At 60.1% G+C, this 19,907-nt stretch carries 16 protein-coding genes; 8 read left to right on the forward strand and 8 right to left on the reverse strand.

All coding sequences use genetic code 11. The features are described 5' to 3' along the window. Nucleotides 1-20 precede the first annotated feature (20 nt). Nucleotides 21-1,403 (forward strand): dihydrolipoyl dehydrogenase, encoded by a 1,383-nt coding sequence (gene lpdA, locus NW806_RS09050; RefSeq protein WP_414410851.1) that lies wholly within the window; start codon nt 21-23, stop codon nt 1,401-1,403. 71 nt (nt 1,404-1,474) lie between these two features. Next, on the forward strand, nt 1,475-2,776 hold the full coding sequence (locus NW806_RS09055; protein ID WP_414410852.1) for a class I SAM-dependent methyltransferase: 1,302 nt from the start codon (nt 1,475-1,477) through the stop codon (nt 2,774-2,776). A 23-nt stretch (nt 2,777-2,799) separates the two neighbouring features. Here the strand turns inward: NW806_RS09055 and NW806_RS09060 are convergent, their stop codons facing one another. Further along, nucleotides 2,800-4,194 carry a TldD/PmbA family protein gene (locus NW806_RS09060; protein ID WP_414410853.1) on the reverse strand — a complete coding sequence of 465 codons (1,395 nt, stop codon included), beginning with the start codon at nt 4,192-4,194 and terminating at the stop codon, nt 2,800-2,802. 24 nt (nt 4,195-4,218) lie between these two features. Next, nucleotides 4,219-6,519: a 1,4-alpha-glucan branching protein GlgB gene (gene glgB / locus NW806_RS09065; RefSeq protein WP_414410854.1), complete on the reverse strand. Its 2,301-nt coding sequence runs from the start codon at nt 6,517-6,519 to the stop codon at nt 4,219-4,221. A 239-nt stretch (nt 6,520-6,758) separates the two neighbouring features. Here glgB and tatA point away from each other — a divergent pair, with 239 nt between their 5' ends. The 5 genes from tatA (at nt 6,759) to NW806_RS09090 (ending at nt 11,385) form a co-directional block, all read left to right on the forward strand. Beyond that, nucleotides 6,759-7,013, forward strand: coding sequence for a twin-arginine translocase TatA/TatE family subunit (gene tatA, locus NW806_RS09070; RefSeq protein WP_414405971.1), 255 nt, complete (start codon nt 6,759-6,761; stop codon nt 7,011-7,013). A 197-nt stretch (nt 7,014-7,210) separates the two neighbouring features. Then, nucleotides 7,211-7,576 carry an NAD(P)H-quinone oxidoreductase subunit M gene (locus NW806_RS09075; protein WP_414410855.1) on the forward strand — a complete coding sequence of 122 codons (366 nt, stop codon included), beginning with the start codon at nt 7,211-7,213 and terminating at the stop codon, nt 7,574-7,576. Nucleotides 7,577-7,618: 42 nt separating this feature from the next. Continuing rightward, entirely contained in the window at nt 7,619-8,050 is a 432-nt protein-coding gene (locus NW806_RS09080; protein WP_414410856.1) for a DUF2996 domain-containing protein, read from the forward strand. A gap of 129 nt (nt 8,051-8,179) precedes the next feature. Further along, nucleotides 8,180-9,655, forward strand: coding sequence for a glycogen synthase GlgA (glgA, locus tag NW806_RS09085; protein ID WP_414410857.1), 1,476 nt, complete (start codon nt 8,180-8,182; stop codon nt 9,653-9,655). 116 nt (nt 9,656-9,771) lie between these two features. Then, nucleotides 9,772-11,385, forward strand: a complete 1,614-nt coding sequence (locus tag NW806_RS09090; protein WP_414410858.1) for a glycoside hydrolase family 57 protein — start codon at nt 9,772-9,774, stop codon at nt 11,383-11,385. 70 nt (nt 11,386-11,455) lie between these two features. On the opposite strand, the gene ilvB is transcribed toward NW806_RS09090, so the two are convergent. Together ilvB and NW806_RS09100 are read right to left on the reverse strand one after the other, a co-directional pair. Next, nucleotides 11,456-13,252 carry a biosynthetic-type acetolactate synthase large subunit gene (gene ilvB, locus NW806_RS09095; RefSeq protein ID WP_414410859.1) on the reverse strand — a complete coding sequence of 599 codons (1,797 nt, stop codon included), beginning with the start codon at nt 13,250-13,252 and terminating at the stop codon, nt 11,456-11,458. A 243-nt stretch (nt 13,253-13,495) separates the two neighbouring features. Further along, the gene (locus NW806_RS09100; RefSeq protein WP_414410860.1) at nt 13,496-13,912 is read right to left on the reverse strand and encodes a thioesterase family protein; all 417 of its coding nucleotides are present in this window, start codon (nt 13,910-13,912) and stop codon (nt 13,496-13,498) included. A 105-nt stretch (nt 13,913-14,017) separates the two neighbouring features. Here NW806_RS09100 and NW806_RS09105 point away from each other — a divergent pair, with 105 nt between their 5' ends. Then, on the forward strand, nt 14,018-16,201 hold the full coding sequence (locus NW806_RS09105) for a tetratricopeptide repeat protein (RefSeq protein WP_414410861.1): 2,184 nt from the start codon (nt 14,018-14,020) through the stop codon (nt 16,199-16,201). Here the strand turns inward: NW806_RS09105 and NW806_RS09110 are convergent. The 4 genes from NW806_RS09110 to ilvC all read right to left on the reverse strand — a co-directional run bounded on the left by NW806_RS09110 (nt 16,154) and on the right by ilvC (nt 19,871). Beyond that, entirely contained in the window at nt 16,154-17,026 is an 873-nt protein-coding gene (locus NW806_RS09110; RefSeq protein ID WP_414410862.1) for a M56 family metallopeptidase, read from the reverse strand. The genes NW806_RS09105 and NW806_RS09110 overlap by 48 nt on opposite strands. Beyond that, nucleotides 17,023-17,457 (reverse strand): BlaI/MecI/CopY family transcriptional regulator, encoded by a 435-nt coding sequence (locus NW806_RS09115; RefSeq protein WP_414393902.1) that lies wholly within the window; start codon nt 17,455-17,457, stop codon nt 17,023-17,025. The genes NW806_RS09110 and NW806_RS09115 overlap by 4 nt, the downstream gene beginning before the upstream one ends. 90 nt (nt 17,458-17,547) lie before the next feature. Then, nucleotides 17,548-18,855: a serine--tRNA ligase gene (gene serS, locus NW806_RS09120; protein WP_414410863.1), complete on the reverse strand. Its 1,308-nt coding sequence runs from the start codon at nt 18,853-18,855 to the stop codon at nt 17,548-17,550. Nucleotides 18,856-18,878: 23 nt separating this feature from the next. Next, entirely contained in the window at nt 18,879-19,871 is a 993-nt protein-coding gene (gene ilvC, locus NW806_RS09125; protein WP_414410864.1) for a ketol-acid reductoisomerase, read from the reverse strand. Nucleotides 19,872-19,907 lie beyond the last annotated feature (36 nt).

Consider the following 19,907-nt stretch of genomic DNA (forward strand, 5'->3'; position numbering starts at 1 on the left):
CCGGTTATCCAAGTCTCGCCATGAGCTTTGACTTTGACTTGATCATCATCGGTGCCGGCGTTGGCGGCCACGGCGCGGCGTTGCATGCCGTCGAGTCCGGCCTGAAAACCGCCATCGTCGAGTGCGCCGAAATGGGCGGCACCTGCATCAATCGCGGCTGCATCCCCTCCAAGGCGCTGCTGGCCGCCTCAGGACGCCTGCGGGAACTGCAAAACAGCTCCCAGCTAGGGCTGCAGGTGGGATCCGTCCAGGCTGACCGGGGAGCGATTGCCGCTCACGCTGCCCAGGTGGTGGAGAAGATCCGCGCCGACATGACCCGCTCGCTGGAAAAGCTAGGGGTAACGATCCTGCGGGGACGGGGCAGGCTGGCAGGGCCGCAAACGGTCGAAGTGCAGGGGGAAGAAGGAGCCCAGGCCTACACAGCGCGGGACATTATCTTGGCTACGGGTTCTCGACCCTTCGTGCCGCCGGGGATCGAGGTGGATGGCCGCACGGTGTTTACCAGCAACGAGGCGGTGCGGCTGGAGTGGATCCCGGAGCGGCTGGCCATCATCGGCAGCGGCTACATTGGACAGGAGTTTGCCGACGTCTACACGGCGCTGGGATCCCAGGTGATCCTCATCGAGGCCCTGGAGACGCTGATGCCAGCCTTTGACCCCGACATTGCCCGCTTGGCCCAGCGGGTGCTGATCAAACCCAGGCAAATCCAGACCTACGTAGGGGTTCTGGCCAAACAGGTAATCCCTGGGCAGCCGGTAACCATCCACCTATCCAATGGCGAGACGCTGCAGGTGGATGGTTGTCTGGTGGCCGCTGGGCGGATCCCGGTCTCAGAGGAACTGGGCCTAGCAGAGCTAGGGGTGGAGTTAGACAAGCGCGGCTTCGTGCCGGTGGATAGCCGCATGGCCACGGAGTTGCCTCACCTGTGGGCCATCGGCGATGTGACGGGCAAGATGATGTTGGCCCACGCGGCAGCAGCCCAGGGGAGGGTGGCGGTGGAAAACATCTGTGGCCGCCCTGCTTACATGGATTACCTGAGCATCCCGGCAGCAGTGTTCACCCACCCCGAGATGGGCTTTGTGGGGCTAACCGAGCCCCAAGCCAAAGCCGAGGGCTATAGCGTGGGCACGGTGCGCACCTACTTTGGCGGCAACTCCAAGGCCATTGCCTCTGGCGAGACTGAGGGCATGGTGAAGCTGGTCTTCGACAAGGAGACGGGGCTTTTGCTGGGATCCCACATCCTTGGTCCCCACGCAGCGGATCTCATCCACGAGGCGGCCCAGGCCATTGCCCGCCGCGCCACGGTGCAAGAACTGGCTCGCCTGGTGCATGTTCACCCCACCCTGGCAGAGACACTGGAAGAAGCTTACCGGCGAGCTGCCCACAGCTTGGCAGTGGCCTAGCCAGCAGGTTTCCCCTCCAGCCCTTGAGAAAGCCATAGGATTGGGAGGGAAGTACGCAGGAGGAAGTCCTCTTGGTTACCGAAGCCGAGATTACACGGGCAGTGCAAGCCCAGTACGAAACCTTCCCCTATCCCCCTATTCCCTACGACCAGCCCTTTGAGGGCTTTTCCAGCCTGGGCAGCTATACCTTGGCCCAATACGCCCGCACCCGCACCTTGCAAGAGCCCACTGGGGCCAGGTTTTTGGTGGCCGGCTGCGGCACTGGTTGGGAGATGCACGTCATCGCCGCCAGCAACCCCGGATATGGCGCCGTGGTAGGGATCGACCTCAGCCGCCCAGCTCTGGAAATTGCCCAGAAGCGGATCAAGTACCACGGCCTGCGCAACTGCTCGGTGCATTATGGGGATCTCATGGATCCCTCCACCTGGCCGGAGGGAAGCTTTGACATGATCAGCTCCTACGGGGTAATCCACCACACCGCCGATCCCGTCAAGGCCCTAAAGAACTTGGCCTCGCGCCTGGCTCCCGACGGGGTAATGGCCCTGATGCTCTACAACCGCTCAGGCCGTTGGCATGTCTACCGCATTCGTCGTGCCTTGGAGCTGCTGGGGATTACTCCACCGGCCACCCGGGAAAAGATCGAATTTGTGCGGCAACTGCTGAAGGCAGCTCATCCCAACTCCCTTTTGGCCAAGCACGCCAAGGCCCATGAGGAATACTACCTAGCAGACGAGAACATCGTCGACAACTTCTTCCACGCCAACGACATTCCTTTTGACATCGGCGAAATCCCCGACCTTCTGGCCCAGGCGGGCTTGGAGTTTATCGATGTAGCCCCCTACTTGGACTACTGGAACGCCAAGCCTTTAATTGCTGCTACTCACACCGAGTTCCATCGCCGCTACGAGGCCCTTTCTCGCCTCGACCAGCTACGAGTTATCGAGCATCTGGAGCCTCTTTACCACACGCAAAATCTCTTTTGGTGCTGCCATCAGGGCAAAAAGGTGGCCAGTTGGGATCCTTTTACCCCTGAATTTTTCCAAAGCTCCCGTTGGCAGCTCAACCCCCTCTTTGTCCAGCACGGCAAAGTGCGCTACTGGGATCAAACCATCCCCTTTTCGGATCTGCTGGGCAAGGTGGATCCGGCCCAGATCGCGGCTCAAAAAATGGACATCTTCTGGTCCATTGCTCGCATTCCCGGCAAGATGATCGCCTCCAGCCGCTACCAGGTGGTGGAGCTGTTGTTGCCCCTAGCCAAGCAAGCTCGTTCTGGCGCCGAGATCTTGGCCGACCACGCCGAGAGAGCCGAGCACGTCCTTCGCCTGTTCCGGGAGTGGGAGGCGGATCGGCTGGTGCTGCGAGTTGCTCCCTAACTAACTCCCCCCTACCCAAGGAGCTACGAGGCGGGCTGGCGGCCACCCACAATGGCGCGGCAGCGAATGTAGGGCCCGCCGGCATCCACCTTGGCTGGCTGGCCCTTGCCGCAGTGGCCGGATCCGAGATCCCAAAGGAAATCTCGCGACACAGCGTCCACTGACTGCAACACCTCAAAGGCATTGCCGGTGATAGTAACTCCCCGCAATAGCTCCGCCAGCTTGCCATTGCGAATGCGGTAGGCCCGCTCCACGCCAAACATGAACTCGCCCGTGGAGTCGGCTTGCCCGTTCCTGGCCCCATCCAGGAAGTAGCCGTCGGGGGTGCTGGCGAGGATCTCTTCTAGCGTCTGGGATCCCGGCTCGATGTAGGTGTTGCGCATGCGGATGAGCGGCTCGTCGGCGTACTCCCAGGCGCGGGCATTGCCGGTGGGCTCGACGCCAAAGTGGGCGGCAGTCTCCCGGTTGTGCAGGTAGCTCACCAAAATGCCATTCTGGATGATGGTAGTGGTTTGGGTAGGAACACCTTCATCGTCCACGGGCAGCGTTCCCCCTGCCCCCGGCATAAATTCAGAACGGCCAGAGTCCTTGAGAGTAACCAGTTCGCTGGCCACCCGCTGCCCTAGCTTGCCAGCCGCCACCGAGCCCGCGAGGACGAAATCGGCCTCGACCGTGTGGCCAATGGCTTCATGCACCAGCAGTCCCACGATGGAAGGGGAGAGGATGACGGTGGCCCATCCCCCCTCGGCATAGCCTGCAGAGAGGAGATCAACTGCCGTGGCAGCCGCCTTCTCCGCCATCTGCAAGGGATCCGTCCGAAAAAGGCAATCCCACCCCCCCGTCACGCCAATGGACTCCGTGCCGCTGCTGAGTTGGCCATCGGCCTCAGCCACCGCCTGCACCCGCAATTCGGGGCGCACCAGCCGGAAGGCTACATCCGCCCCATCGGTGGTGACGATGGCTTTCTCCTCGTAGATCTCGTTGTAGGTGCAACTGGCGGAGGTGATGCGAGTGGAGGACTTGCGCGCCTGGGCTTCTGTTTCCAAAGCCAATTGAATCTTCGCCTCGAGCGGCTTGTTGACCACTTCCTCCACCCCGGGCTCACAGAACTCCCCCTGGGCTAGTTGGACGCGGGGCAAAGTCTTCAGCTTCTGCTTGCGGCAGTTGGCGCTGGCGCGGGCCGCTTGCTGGGCCTCGGCAATGGCCTTGCGAATGGCTGCGGGTGAGAGATCCCCGGTGGCGGCAAAGCCCCAGGTGCCGTCTTCTAGCACCCGCACCCCCACCCCCGAGCGCCGCCGAACTACCGTGCGCTCAATGCGGCCCTTTTCCGCCGTAACGCTGCGAAAGACTTTGCTGTGGTAGCGCAGCTCCACAAAGCCGGAGTAATCCCGAAGGATGTCGCACAGGAAATCTCGCATGGCAATGAGGAGGGAAGGCCGTACTCAATCCAGCATAGCTTTGTCTTCGGCGGAGTCCTCCGGCTGCCACTTCAGCACCAAGGTAGAAAGGGGGGGCAGGCAGAGATCAAGAGAGTAGGGCAGGTTGTGGTAGGGCCAGTCCTCTGTCCACTTGCCTCCTAGGTTGCCAACGCCGCTGCCCCAGAACTCCACCGCGTCGCTGTTGAGGAGCTCCCGGTAAAACCCCCGCTCCGGCACCCCAATGCGGTAGTTTGGCCAGACCACGGGGGTGAAGTTGCAGACCACCACCAGCCACTCCTTGGGATCCTCCCCATAGCGGATGAAAGAGATAATGCCCCGATGGTCACTGCAGTCGATCCAGCGGAATCCTTCCGGCTTGGTGTCTTGGGTGTAGAGAGCCGGTTGCGAGCGCAGCAGCTGGTTGAGAGTGGCTACGTAGTGGCGCAGCTTGGCGTGGGGCTCATACTGCAGCAGCTCCCAGTCTAGATCTGCCCAAACATTCCACTCGTTCCACTGGCCAAACTCCATGCTCATGAACAAGGTTTTCTTGCCAGGGTGAGTGAACATGTAGCCGTAGAGAGCCCGCAAGCTGGCGAACTTGTGCCACAGATCTCCTGGCATTTTGCCCAGCATGTGGCTTTTGCCGTGTACCACCTCATCGTGGGAAAAAGCCAGCATGTAATTTTCGCTGAAGGCATACATGAGGCTGAAAGTCACGAGGTTGTGGTGGAACTGGCGAAACCAGGGATCCATGCGGAAATAATCCAGCATGTCGTGCATCCAGCCCATGTTCCACTTCAGGTTAAAGCCCAGACCGCCCACGTGAGTTGGCCAGGTCACCATTGGCCAGGCAGTCGATTCCTCGGCAATGGAAAGAACGCCAGGGTAGTACTTGAAAATAAGGGTATTGAGCTGACGGAAAAAGTCGATGGCCTCTAGGTGTTCCCGACCGCCGTAGCAATTGGGGATCCATTCCTTGCGGTCGTAATCCAGATAGAGCATCGAGGCCACTGCATCCACCCGAATGCCGTCAACGTGGTATTTGTCAAACCAAAAGAGGGCGTTGGCCACCAGATAGTTGCGCACCTCGTTGCGGCCGTAATTGAAAACTAAGGTGCCCCAGCCTTTGTGTTCGCCCTTGCGGGGGTCAGCATATTCGTAGAGGTGGGTACCGTCAAAAAAGGCCAGCCCATGCCCGTCTTTGGGAAAATGCCCTGGCACCCAATCGATAATGACACCAATTCCCTCCTGGTGGGCGCGATCGACAAAGTACATGAAGTCCTGCGGGGAGCCGTAGCGGGAGGTTACGGCGTAGTAGCCGATAACCTGGTAGCCCCAGGAGCCGTCGAAGGGGTGCTCGGCCACGGGCAAGAGCTCGATGTGGGTAAAGCCCATCTCCTTGACGTAGGGGATGAGTTTGTCCGCCAGCTCCCGGTAGGTGAGAAAGCGGGTGTTGGGCTTGCGCTCCACTGGCACCAGGTGGCCATCGGCGGGCGGGTCTTCGGTGGAGGCGTGCATCCAGGATCCCAGGTGGACCTCGTACACCGAAATGGGGGAGCGCAGCGGGTCGGTGGCAGCCCGTTTTTCCATCCACTCCTGGTCGTGCCAGGTGTAGGTGTTGAGGTCAACCACAATGGAGCCGGTTTTGGGGCGAACCTCCTGTTGGAAGCCGTAGGGATCCGACTTTTCGTAGATGTCCCCCCAGGGGGCCTTCACCTCGTATTTGTAGATGGCTCCTGGCCCAAGGCCGGGGATAAACAGGACCCAGATGCCGCTTTCGTCTAGGCGCTTCATCTGGTGCTGGCGCCCATCCCAGTGGTTGAAGTCGCCAATAACACTGACGTTGCGGGCATTGGGAGCCCAGACGGCAAAGTGCACTCCCTGAACCCCGTCCACGCTTATGGGGTGAGCGCCCAACTTCTCGTAGATGCGGTGGTGGTTGCCCTCGTTGAAGAGGTAGCGATCCAGCTCGCCGATGTGGTTGACCTTCTCCGGCGGAAAGCGATAGGGATCCTCCCATTCTTCAAGGTGTTGGCCCTCCGGATCCCAAACCCGCTGCGCTCGCAAAAAGTAGTCTGGCAGGGGGGTTCCTGGCTCGAAGCGCAGCTCAAACAGGGTTTCTGGATGCAGCGGCTGCATGGGGTGGGCCTGCCCAGTGGCACGTTCCACCAGCCAAACCTGCCGCGCGTTAGGCACCAAGGCACGCACCAGCCAGAAGGACACCTCCCCCTGCTCTATCTGCTGCGGCCCCAAAACAGCATAGGGATCCTGCCATTGGTTGGTAACAAACTGAACCACTTGCTCGGCAGACAGGAGAAAGCCCATGGCAACCCCCAGCAGACCCTTGATCTCAGTCTAACGACGGCTGGCTACCGCTCTAGCTCGAGCGTCCCCGCTAGGAGTTCTCCAGCTTGCCTTGACATTATCCTCCTCGAGAACCAGCTCCCAAGAAAGCAGGAGCCAAGCGCTTTCTCCTGGAAGGGAGAACTTGCTAGAGTGAGACGGGCAATCCCTTTCCAAGCTGGGTTGGTCAGCCTGTTCTGTTTTTCAGGTTCTGAGGATTTATGGCTATCCTGCTGTTGAGCAAACCTATCCTGGCTGTTAGCATCTTTGGCATGGGCCTGCCAGAGCTGGCGGTGATTGGGCTGATCGCAGTGGTGGTGTTTGGCCCCAAGAAGCTGCCAGAGTTGGGCAGCGCCCTTGGCAAAGCCTTGCGCAGCTTTAAGGAAGAGATGAATAACCCCAGCCGTGAGGAGGAGTCTCCTACTAGCGCTGAGAAGCCAAAGGCAGAGAAGGTGCCTGAAAAGGATGCCGCCTAGGTATGACCTATCCGCATCGATGGCTGTCTTTGTAGCTGGCTGATCCCCCCTTGGACGTCGAAGTCCCTGCCTGCCCTACCTGCACTCTGGGGATCCTGCCTCTTCCCCTCCATTGGCGGCGGGGATCCAGGTGTCCCACACGCCTCTAGGAGTGATACCCTGAGGAAAAGTGTAGGATTACAACCGGAGCGACCGCCATGCTCAAGTGCACCACCCGCCACATTCACATCTTTGCTGGCGAGGTGACGGCTGATAACCGCTTGGTGCCCCGCGACGATGTGCTGACCCTCGATGTGGATCCCGATAACGAGCTAGTCTGGAACGACGCTGCTCTGCAGAAGGTCTATGCCCGCTTCGAGGAATTGGTGGAGGAGTACCGAGGCCGGGATCTGACGGAGTACAACCTACGGCGCATCGGGTCTGAGCTGGAACACTTCATCCGCTCCCTGCTGAGGCAAGGGGAGATTGCCTACAACCTGCAAGGGCGCACCCTCAACTACAGTCTAGGCTTTCCCCAGATCCCTGCGGAAAAAGTTGTGGATCAGTACATTCCCAAGAGATAGCTTTTCCCCCCTTCCCCATTAGCTGTTATCGGAGTCCAGCCCATGTCTGGAGAACCTACCCCCGCCCAGGAGACTACCGCCGAAGTCGCCAAGCCTGCTGAGGAAGCAACCCGCCCTCCCAAGGCTGCTGCAAAAAAACCCGCCAAAGAAGTCAAAGAAGAAAAACCCTTCGAGCAACTGATTACAGAAGAGGTGATCCCGGCGGCCATTGCCGCTTTTCAAAAACGCGGCGTCCACGATTTGCAGTTGCGCCTGGAAGGCAAGACGCTGATTGGCTCCTTTGCCGGCGGCCAGAAGCAGTTTAGCGTCCTCTTTGCCGAGGGATCCCTAAACGGCCGTAAGTTCTTCCGCTGCACTACTGCAGGATCCCCGGCCAGCACCCTCGAGTCTTTTATGATCGACGAGCGCCGCGTCGATGTGCCCCTGTTGGTGTTCTATTTGGTGCAGCGCCTCTACGCCCAGCAGTGGTATTGAGGGAGCTCCTGGCTAACCCTGTGGATCCCGCCATCGGGATCCTTTTTTAGCCTTGCGGGAGATGTGCTCACAAGGGGGGAGGGATTATTTTGTGAAGAAAGGTAAGGCGATGCTGCGGGGGATTGCGAAATGTACATCGTGCAGATTGCGTCGGAATGTGCCCCAGTCATCAAGGCAGGTGGGCTGGGGGATGTGGTGTACGGCCTCAGCCGGGAGCTAGAAGTGCGGGGGCACTGCGTCGAGCTGATTCTACCCAAATACGACGTCATGCGCTACGACCAAATCTGGGGCCTGCACGACGCCTACCGCGACCTCTGGGTGCCCTGGTATGGCGGGGCTATTCACTGCTCGGTGTACTGCGGCTGGGTGCATGGCCGCCTTTGCTTTTTCATTGAGCCCCACTCCAGCGATAACTTTTTTAACCGCGGCTGCTACTACGGCTGCCCAGATGACAACATGCGCTTTGCCTTTTTCAGCAAGGCTGCCCTGGAGTTTCTCCTCAAAAGCAACAAGCGCCCCGACATCATCCATTGTCACGACTGGCAGACAGGCCTGGTGCCGGTGCTGCTGTTTGAGATTTATAAGTACCACGGCATGGAAAACCAGCGGGTGTGCTACACCATTCACAACTTTAAGCATCAGGGCTTTGGGGGGCCAGAAATTCTGTGGGCCACGGGACTCAATCGCGAGCCCTATTACTTCCACTACGACCGCCTGCGCGATAACTTCAACCCTTTTGTCCTCAACTTTATGAAAGGGGGGATTGTCTTTTCCAACTTTGTAACAACAGTCTCACCCACCCACGCCCTGGAAGCACGATTTGGCGACTACGGCTATGGGCTGGGACACACCCTCTACTTGCATCAGCACAAGTTTCGCGGCATTTTAAACGGCGTTGACTACGACATTTGGAACCCCGAGATTGACCGTTTTATCCCTTTTCAATACACCGCACAGACCCTAGAAAACAAGGCCAAAAACAAGAAAGCCCTGCGGGAGCGGCTATGGCTACGCGATGTTGACAAGCCTATTGTGGCCTATATCGGGCGGCTAGATGAGCAAAAGGGCGTACATCTGGTGCATCATGCCATCTATCGCTCCTTGTTTAAAAATGCTCAGTTTGTCCTGCTGGGATCCGCCACCGAGCCAGGAATTGGCGCCTGGTTTGCCCATGAGAAACGTTACCTCAACGACAACCCCGATGTTCACATCGAGCTAGCTTTCAACGAAGAGCTCTCCCACCTCATCTATGCGGGGGCAGATATCCTCGTGGTGCCCAGCCACTACGAACCCTGCGGACTGACGCAGATGATTGGCTTAAAGTACGGCACAGTGCCCGTGGTGAGAGGGGTGGGCGGCCTGGCGGATACGGTTTTCGACCGCGACTACGACACTCGCAAATTGCCGGAGCAACGCAATGGCTACGTGTTCTACCACACAGATCACGCGGCTCTGGAGTCGGCGCTGGATCGGGCCATTGACCTGTGGTACACCGCTCCCGACCAGTTTCGCCAGCTGCAAATCCAGGGCATGAGCTACGACTACTCCTGGAACTACCCCGGCAAAGAATACCTAGAGATCTACGAGTGCATTCGTCACCGCTGATCCAGCCAGCGATCCCCAGCGATCCCCGCCCTTGACCGCAAGGGGGAAATGCTGGACGATAGGTAGCGATCCCGCTCTTTTTTATTGCCCAGGAAGGCGAGCTTACTCCGCTACCTATGAGTTTAGGTTATCTTGCCCTGGTACTCCACGCGCACCTGCCCTTTGTGCGCCACCCCGAGCAGGACTTTGTGCTGGAAGAGGAATGGCTCTACGAAGCCATTACCGAGACCTATGTCCCGCTGCTGCACATGTTCGAGGGGCTCCGGAGAGATGGCATTGACTTTCGCCTCACCATGTCCCTGACGCCACCTCTGGTGTCGATGCTGCGGGATCCCTTGCTGCAGGAGCGCTACGACCACTACCTCACCAAGTTGGAAGAGCTAGCCCAACTGGAGTACGACAAGAATGCCCACAACGGCCACATTCGCTACCTAGCGGAGCACTACATCAAGCAATTTGCCATGGTGCGGGATCTCTGGGAGCGGTACGACCGGGATCTGGTGCAGGCCTTCAAGCAGTTTCAGGACAGCGGCAACCTGGAGATCATCACCTGTGCCGCTACCCATGCCTACCTGCCCCTGATGCAGATGTATCCCCAGGCAGTCTGGGCGCAGTTGATTGTAGCCTGTGAGCACTACAACGAGCACTTTGGCCAATGGCCGCGGGGGGTCTGGCTACCCGAATGCGCCTACTACCAGGGGTTGGAGCGGATGGTGGCCGATGCTGGGCTGCGCTACATGATTACCGACGCCCACGGCCTGCTATATGCCAAGCCACGGCCCCGCTACGGCATGTACGCCCCCATCTTTACCGAGACCGGCGTTGCCGTCTTCGGTCGCGACCACGAGTCTTCCCAGCAGGTGTGGTCGGCGGAGGTGGGCTACCCTGGGGATCCCGTCTATCGCGAGTTCTACAAAGACCTGGGGTACGAGGCCGACTACGAGTACATCAAGCCCTACATCATGCCCAATGGCCAGCGGAAGAACACCGGCATCAAGTACCACCGCATCACCGGGCGCAACCTGGATCTGGGGCAAAAGGAACTCTACGATCCCTACTGGGCGCGAGAGAAAGCAGCCGAACATGCAGGCAACTTCATGTTCAACCGCCAACGGCAAATCGAGTACTTGTCCAGCGTCATGGGACGCCCGCCGTTGGTGGTGGCTCCCTACGATGCCGAGCTCTTTGGCCACTGGTGGTATGAGGGACCTTGGTTTTTGGATTTCCTCATCCGCAAGAGCTACTTTGACCAAAATACCTATCGCATGACCCACCTGGCGGAGTACCTGCGAGAGAACCCTACCCACCAGGTGTGCAAACCTGCTCAGTCTAGCTGGGGGGCGCGCGGCTTCCACGAGTACTGGCTCAACCCCACCAATGCCTGGATCTATCCCCACCTCCACAAGGCTACCGAGCGCATGATTGAGCTGAGCCGCCGTGAGCCTGCCGATGACCTGGAGTGGCGAGCCCTAAACCAGGCGGCGCGGGAGCTGATGCTAGCTCAATCCTCGGACTGGGCTTTTATCATGCGCACGGGGACGATGGTTCCCTACGCGGTACGCCGCACCAAGTCTCATCTACTGCGCTTTAACCACCTCTACGAGAAGATTCAAGCGGGTCAGTTTCGGCGGGAAAAAGTTACGCCCGAAGACGAGCAGTGGCTGGCCAAGGTGGAATATATGGACAACATCTTCCCCAATATCAACTACCGGGTTTACCGGCCCCTCTAGAGTGCCCAGAAGGGCTGGAGTTCCAACCACCCCCAGCTAAAGCCGGGGATCTCTGCAGGGATCCCTGGCTCTAGAGCTTGGCGCCGCACTCGGGGCAGAACTTGTGCGAGCTGGGGTTCTTAGCGCCGCAGTTGGGGCAATAGATCAACTCGGCAGCCTGCTCCAGTTGCCGCTTTTCCGGCAGGCCAATCATCTGGTAGTTGGCTTTGCCAGCAGGCACCATTGGGTAGCAGTTCTCATCCCGCTTGACCACAAAATCAGCCACTACTGGCCCCTCATGGCGCAGCATCTCCTGGATAGCGTCGTCCACTTGATCGGGGTGATCGACGCGCAGGCCCTTGATACCAAAGGCTTCGGCCAGCTTGACAAAATCTGGCATGCCCGCCGCCATATCGGAGTGAGAATAGCGCTCGCCGTGGAAAGCCTGTTGCCACTGCCGCACCATGCCTTGCCAGCCGTTGTTGATAATGGCCACCTTAGTGGCAATGCCGTACTGGGCCACCGTGCCCAGCTCCTGCATATTCATCTGGAAGCTGGCATCGCCACTGATGCAGATGACTTCCTCGTGAGGCAGGGCCACCTTGACTCCTATGGCTGCTGGAAAGCCGTAGCCCATGGTGCCCAAGCCGGCGCTGGAGATCCAGCGGCGGGGTCCAGTGCGCAGAAACTGGGCCGCCCACATCTGGTGCTGACCCACATCAGTGGTGTAGTAGGCGTGGGGAGCATGGCGCCGAAACGCCTCAATGACCTGCTGCGGGGCAATCACACCCTCATAGGAGGGCACCTGCAAGGGGTACTCCCGTTTCCAGCGCTCGATCCGCGCCAGCCAAGCTTGCGTTTGGCCAGGGGTGTAGGGCATTTTGCTTAGCTGCGCCAACAGCTCCACCAAAACGGTGCGCACATCTCCCACAATCGGCACGTCAGGGACGCGGTTTTTGCCCACCTCCGCTGGGTCGATATCGACGTGGATAACTTTGGCATGCTTGGCGAATTCGTCCAGCTTGCCGGTTACACGGTCGTCGAAGCGAGCTCCAAGGGCAATGAGCAGGTCGCACTCAGTAACAGCAAAGTTGGCGTAGGCCGTGCCATGCATGCCCAGCATCCCCACTGAGAGGGGATCATTCTCATCAAAGGCCCCCTTGCCCATGAGGGTGGTGGTTACCGGGATCTGGTAAGTGTGGGCCAGCTCCGCAATCTCAGCATGGGCTCCGGAGATGATGGCCCCGCCGCCCACGTAGAGCAAGGGTCGCTTGGCCTGCAGGATAAGTTTGGCTGCCGCGTGGATCTGGCGAGGGTTGCCCCGCACAGTGGGCCGGTAGCCGGGGATATAGACCTCACTGACCGGCTGGTAGTCGAACTCTTCCAGGCCCACATCTTTGGGGATGTCGATCAACACTGGACCGGGTCGCCCCGTGCTGGCGATGTGGAAGGCCTCGGCCACAATCCGGGCCATCTGCCGGGGGTCGCGCACCACGTAGGAGTGTTTGACAATGGGCAGGGTGATGCCAAAAATGTCAGTCTCCTGAAAGCCGTCGGTACCAATCAAATGGCGGGGCACCTGGCCGGTAATGGCCACCAGAGGCACAGAGTCCATCATGGCGTTGGCGATGCCTGTCACCAAATTGGTTGCCCCCGGCCCCGAGGTGGCAAAGCACACCCCCACCTTGCCGGTAGCGCGGGCGTAGCCATCGGCAGCATGGGCAGCGGCCTGTTCGTGGCGGACTAGGAAATGCTTGAGTAGCCCTTGGGATTCGGCCTTGTACAGCTCGTCGTAAACGGGCAGGATTGCTCCTCCCGGATAGCCGAAAATGTGCTGCACCCCATGGCGATGTAAGCTATCCACCAGTGCGTAGGCCCCTGTTGCCACGATGTCCTCTCCCCCCTACCGAGCGTTCAACCTGGAGCGGCTGCATCAGAAGACTGGCCAGCTTTTTAATTCAATTCAACAGTCTAGCAGGGGTTTGCTCTGGGGCTCTGCTTGGGGGTGGATCTCTGTAAAGACAGCGTCTGCCGCGCTCTGGATAGAAGAAGGTAGCCGCTAGCCCCCTAGCTTGTTGGCGAGGTTGCCCCATGAGGCAAACTCCCGCAAAGCTGGCCAGCAGCTATCCTCCTAGGAGCTTGAGCACCGACTGGGATCCCCTAACGTCAATCCATAGCGGGCTAGAAAACGGGGCAAATCAATCACCTGACAGGTATAGGATCCCTGCATTACCAGTCGCCCCTGCTGGGTGATCTCTGCCTGAAACTGAACGCGCCTTCCCTCCACAGCCACGACTTCAACCTCAACCTGCAAGGGATCCCCCACTACCGCCGCCGAGCGGTGTTCTAGGGCAAAGCGGATCCCGACGGCAGCTTCTTCTGCCTCGTAGAAGGGCTGCAAGGTGGTGTGGCCACATCGCTCGATCAGCGCCAACAGAGCCGGGGAGGCGATGACCTGCACACCCAGGTTGCCCAGGGCCTCTGCCGTGTGCTCAGGGCCAGGGATCCCTTGCCAAGTGCCACGGGTGCCAAGGGGAACGGGTTTCACGGAAAAAGACGCAGCACAGAAGCGCTGTCCTCGCGATATTTTACAGCCCCAAGCCACTGAGGCAGTAGCAAAGATAAGCTGGAAGGAGGCAGCAAGGGGGCGTTCATGTCCTCAGGACCCTACAAATTCGATCTCTTTCTGCGCTACCACCGCGCCCAGACCCGCTGGGTACGGCAACTGGCCGAGCGGCTGGACCGAGAGGGTTTCAAGGTCTGGTTCGATCGCTGGATGCTGCAACCCGGGGATAACCGCAAGCTGGAACTGCAACTGGCCATCGAGCAGTGCCGCTGGATTGGGGTGGTGGCCTCGCCGGAGTTTGTTGCCAATCCCTGGCCCCGAGATGAGCTCTACAGTGGCTTCTCCCACGCCCCGCCCCGGCAAAACCAGCGTCTCTTGACCCTGCTCCACACGCCCACTGAGCTGCCTCAGCCCCTGGCAGAAGCGCCGCTGGTGGATTTTAGCGGCTCTGAGGAAGACCCGGTGCTGTTTGAGTACCGGGCCCGCGAGCTGATGCACTTTTTGGACCCCAGCTTTCCCGCCCCTGGGGATCTCCAGCGATTTCGGCTGCACTACCGCCGCCGTGAGGAACCTCCTGAGGATGAGGAAGTGCGGGGGTTCCAAGCTTTTCTACGAGCCATTCAGCTAGCCATCCTGCGCATTGCCACCGGCGAACTGCCTTCCGCTACGCCAGAGGAAGGGGCACGCAAGATTGCCATTTTGCAATTTCTTCAGCGCCTGTTTCAGTGGAATAGCGCCGATATCCAGTTTGAGCGAGCGGAGGAGTGGCGCAAGCGAGGCAACCTAACCGAGGCTCTAGCTGCCTACGACCGCGCCTTGAACATGGATCCCAACTTTGCCCTGGCCTGGAGTCGGCGCGGCGACGTGCTGGTGCAGTTAGGCCGCTACCGCGAGGCAATCGACAGCTACCACGGATCCCTGAGCATTAACCCCTATGACGAGGAGACGCGGCTGCGCTTGGCCCTAATTCTGGGGCGCCTGGGCCAGTACAAAGCAGCGGTGGTCAACTACGACAGGGTGCTGGAGAGCAACCCCGAAGATGCCTTGGCCTGGCACAATCGCGGCATTCGTCTGCTGCAACTCAAACGGCCAAAGCTGGCCCTCAACAGCTTGAACAAGGCGTTGCGACATAACCCCAAGCAACCCCGCAGCTGGTTGGCGCGTGGGATTGCCCTGCGACGGCTGCGGCGGCCCAGTGCAGCGGCGGCCAGTTTTGCCCGGGTCTTGAAGCTCAACCCCAGAAGCGCGCGGGTCTGGCGCTACCAAGGCAATGCCCTCCTCCACTGCCAGCGGCTGCGCTCAGCCATTGAGTGTTACAAGCGCTCGCTGCGACTGCGCCGTCGGGATCCCGTGACGCTATACAACTTGGGCGTGGCCCTGTTGCGCCTGGGGCAGTACCGGTTAGCCAGCAAAGCCCTGGAACGCGCCCTGCGCTATGACCCTGACAACCCCAAAGGCTGGTATGCCCGCGGCGTGGCTTTCCAGAAATTGGGCTACCTCAAAGAGGCCTGCATCCACTTCGAGGAGGCCCTGAAGATCCAGCCAGAGAACTTTCCGGCCCGCTATGCCCTGGCGGCGGTTCTGCAAGCGTTGGGGCAGTACGAGGCTAGTTTGGAGCAGTTCCAACGCCTACTGCAGCAGCGTCCTGGCAGCGTAGCCTGCTGGTTTGGCCAGATCACAAGCCTGCGGCGCTTGGGTCGGCTGGAGGAGGCCCTTGCTGCCAGTCGGCAGAGAACCAGCCTCAATGAGCAGGATCCCTGGGGCTGGTTTGCCTTAGGGCTGGTCTATGGCGACCTGAAAGAGGCAGAAAAAGCGGTGGAGGCCTACTCGCGGGTTTTGCAGCTGACCCCCGAGGACGCAGTGGCCCTCAACAACCGCGCCTGGGAAGCCCTGAAGCTGGGGAAATTGGAGCTGGCTTTAGCCGACGCCCAACGGGCCACAGAACTGGAGCCCCAGCGGCCTGCCTTTTGGCATACCTTGGGGCTAGCCCAACTGCGGACTGGCCAGCAGGAAGCGGCCCAGGCTAGTTGGCAGCGCTGCCTAGAGCTAGACCCCCAGTTTCAGCCAGCCCAAGCGGCGCTGCAGGAGTTGGCTCTTGTCAATCCCGCCGCGAGCCCTGCCCCTGCGGCAATGCCAGGTTCAGCCTTGCCAGCGCTGGAGACCCTCAGCCCTCAAGAAGAACTGCCCACCCCTGTGCAGCAGCCACTAGGCAGAGCTGGACTTTTAGGTGTGAAAGGGAATAGCGAGCAGGGGCAACAGCGCCAACCCTAGCCAACCCCAACTCTCCCGAGACGGCGAGGGCCCGGAGACCTCAGGCCCTTTGGGCTGCAGCAAAGCCTCAATGCGCTCTTGCAGGCGCCCTCCTGGAGGGGGGTCCATTTCCAGGGCAAAGCCAACCCAGGCATTGGACGGCTGCTGTCCCCTCCCATAGCTCACCACCTGCAGCAGCGCCTCTCCCAGCACCAAGGGATCCACCCGCTGGGCTGCCCAGCGATCCGCTCGCAGTTCCCGCAGGGTCAGCAACTCCTGCCAGAGAAGCTCCGTATTTGGCAGCCAAGCGCTAAAGCGGCGCAGCCAGCCCACCGCCAACATCCACAGGGTATCGCGGTAGTGGCGATGGGCCTCTTCGTGGATCAGCACTGCCCGCAGGTGTTCTTCATCCAACTGCTGCAGCAGGCCGTGGCTAACTACCAATTGCAAGTTCCACACGCCCACCTGGGCAGCAAAAGGGATCTCCAAATCCAAAACGTAAGCCGAAAAGCCACACAAATTCACCTGCGCCAGGGCCTGCCGGTGGGCGCGTTGACAGGAGCACCAGTACTCCCCAATCCAGCGCAAGGCCAGGCCTGTGGCTGCCGCCAGTACCAACAGCGCACAGCCGTAGGAAAACCACCCTCCCGCTCCAGCCATTTGTCCCCGTGGCCCCATCCAGGCCAAAGCCAGGGCGGTTGTTAGCAAAAACAGGGGCGGCAGCAAGAAGTGGATCCAGGCCCACTGCCAGCGCTGCGCCCAGGAGCCCGCCCTATCTAGCCGCACTTGGGCTCGCCACAGCCAACTGAAGGCCAAGCCCAACAGCAACAGGCCCAGGTGGCTCACTGGGGATCCCTCCTAGCCTGGCGGGCTGCTCGCAGCCGTTCGGCAATCGCCTGCAACTGGGAAACACTGGCCTGATCCAGGCTGTCGGCAAAGGCGGCCACGGTGTCTGGGTCGCTCACCGCCAAAAACTGCTGCAAGTGGGCAAAGGCTCTTAGGCTAGCAGCTTCCTGGCGAGAGAGACGGGGCCGCCACAGCATTGGCAAAGACCGCCCCTCGGCATCGGTGCGCCGCTCACAGCTTACCCAGCCCTTTTGGCTCAGGCGCCGCAAAACGGTAGTTACCGAGGCATAAGCCAGCTCCCGATCCGGGTCGGCCAGAATGCGCTCGTGGATTTGACGAGTGCTGGCACTGCCGAGATCCCAAAGGATTTCAAGGATCTCCGACTCCAGAGGGCCCAGTGACAGTTGCTTGGGACGATGCTTTGGCAACATGATCCCCTGCCTGAGAAGGGGCACTTAGTCCAGGCTAGCTTAAGCCTCGGCAGCGCCCTTCCTTCCTGAACAAGAAGTCTATAGAAAGGCTCAGGGGGCACTCTGGAGAGTGCCGTCTTCTGTTAGGAAGCGAGGGCTTAGAAAAGGACGCAGTGCCTGGGGAATGCGGATCGAGCCGTCTGGCTGCTGGTGATTTTCCAACAGAGCGGCTAGAGTCCGTCCCACCGCCAAGCCGGAGCCATTGAGGGTGTGGACGAAGTGGGTGCCCTTTTGCCCAGCCTCTTTGTAGCGCAGGTTGGCGCGGCGGGCCTGGAAATCCCAGCAGTTGGAGCAACTGGAGATCTCGCGGTAGCGGTTTTGGGAGGGGAACCACACTTCCAGATCGAAGCAGCGGGCCGCCGAAAAACCGAGATCGCCGGTACACAGCTCCACCACCCGGTAGGGCAGCTCCAGCATCTGTAAGATGGCCTCAGCATCCTGCACGAGTTTTTCGTGCTCGGCCTCCGATTGCTGGGGATGGGTAATCTTGACCAGCTCTACCTTTTGAAACTGGTGTAGCCGGATTAGGCCCTTGGTGTCCCGGCCATAGCTGCCGGCTTCGCGGCGAAAGCAAGGCGTGTAGGCACAAAAATAAAGCGGCAGACGTTCGGCCGGGATCACCTCATCCCGGTACAGGTTCGTGAGGGGCACTTCTGCCGTCGGAATTAGCCAGAGGTCGTCCTCAGCACAGCGAAAGCTCTCTGAGGCAAACTTGGGCAGTTGCCCTGTCCCCTCTAAGGCGGCGCTGTTGACCAAAAAAGGAGGGATCACCTCGGTGTAGCCAGCGGCAATGTGGCGCTCCAGCATCATGGCAATCAAAGCCCGCTCCAGCGCTGCTCCTGCCCCTACCATGGCCACAAAGCGGCTCTGGGCTACCTTGACGGCACGGCCAACCTCCAAGAGGCCCAGCTTCTCGGCAATCTCGTCATGGGGAAGAACGGGGTGGGTGGGTTTTAGCGCATCCCCCCAGCGGCGCACCTCCACGTTTCCCGTCTCATCCTGGCCCACTGGCACGCTGGGTAAGGGCAGATTGGGCAGGGTGAGGAGAAGAGTCCGTATCTCCTCCTCCAGCTCCCGCTCCCGCTGCTCCAGCTGGGCAATCTCAGCCTTGAGATCTGCTCCTTGCTGCCGCAGGGCCGTCACTTCCGCTCCCTGGGGATCCGCCCCCTGCCGGATGAGCTCGCCCACTTTCTTGCCCAGGCTGTTGCTTTCGGCCTGCAGAGCAACGCGCCGGGTCTCCAACTGGCGCCGCTTGCCATCCAGCTCTAGGATCCTATCCAAATCGGCAGCAGCCCCGCGCTTGTTCAGGGCTTGGCGTACTTCCTCCGGGCGATCCCGCAGCAGCTTTAGATCCAGCACAAGACCTGTCTAGCAAGAACTTCTTACTTTTTCAGCCAGCTAAACATGGCCCGCAGCTCCTTGCCCACTTTCTCAATGGGGTGCTCGGCCTCGCGGCGGCGCATCGCAGTCAACACCGGTTTACCTGCCTGGTTTTCTAGGACAAACTCGCGGGCAAACTGGCCACTTTGGATCTCAGCAAGGATGCGCTTCATCTCGGCACGGACTTGCTCCGTGATGACGCGGGGGCCACGGGTGTAGTCGCCGTATTCCGCCGTGTTGGAGATGCTCTGGCGCATTTTCTCCAGCCCTCCCTCGACGATGAGATCCACAATTAACTTAACTTCGTGCAGGCACTCGAAGTAGGCCAGCTCCGGCTGATAGCCTGCTTCCACCAACGTCTCAAACCCCGCTTTGATCAGGGCCGTAAGGCCGCCGCAGAGCACCACTTGCTCGCCGAAGAGATCGGTCTCGGCCTCTTCCCGAAAGGTGGTCTCGAGGATGCCAGCTCGAGTGCCGCCAATCGCCTTGGCATAGGCCATGGCCCGCTCCCGCGCCATCCCGGAGGCATCCTGATAGACAGCAAAGAGACAGGGCACCCCCTGCCCCTCTAGGTAAGTGCGCCGCACCAGGTGACCAGGGCCTTTGGGAGCCACCATGATGACGTCGATATCCGGGGGGGGTTGAATCTGGCCAAAGTGGATGTTGAAGCCGTGGGCAAATAGAAGCACCTTGCCCGGCCGCAGATGGGGGCAAATCTCGCTCTGGAAGACAGCCTTTTGGACTTCATCGGGCAAGAGGATCATCACCCAGTCAGCGGCAGCAGCGGCATCGGCCACCGTCTTGACAGTCAACCCCTCCTGCTCGGCTTTGGGCCAAGAGGGGCTGCCGGGGTAGAGGCCGACGAGGACGTTGACACCGCTGTCGCGCAGGTTGAGAGCGTGGGCGTGCCCCTGGCTGCCGTAGCCAATGATGGCCACCGTCTGGCCGTTTAGGAACTCTAGGTTGGCGTCGGTATCGTAGTAGAGGCGAGCCATACTTAGGCTGGGTAGGGAGTAGCTGCGTTTGAACTA

Origin of the sequence: Synechococcus sp. W65.1 (assembly GCF_047461615.1) — a bacterium.
Classification (GTDB): Bacteria; Cyanobacteriota; Cyanobacteriia; order Thermostichales; family Thermostichaceae; genus Thermostichus.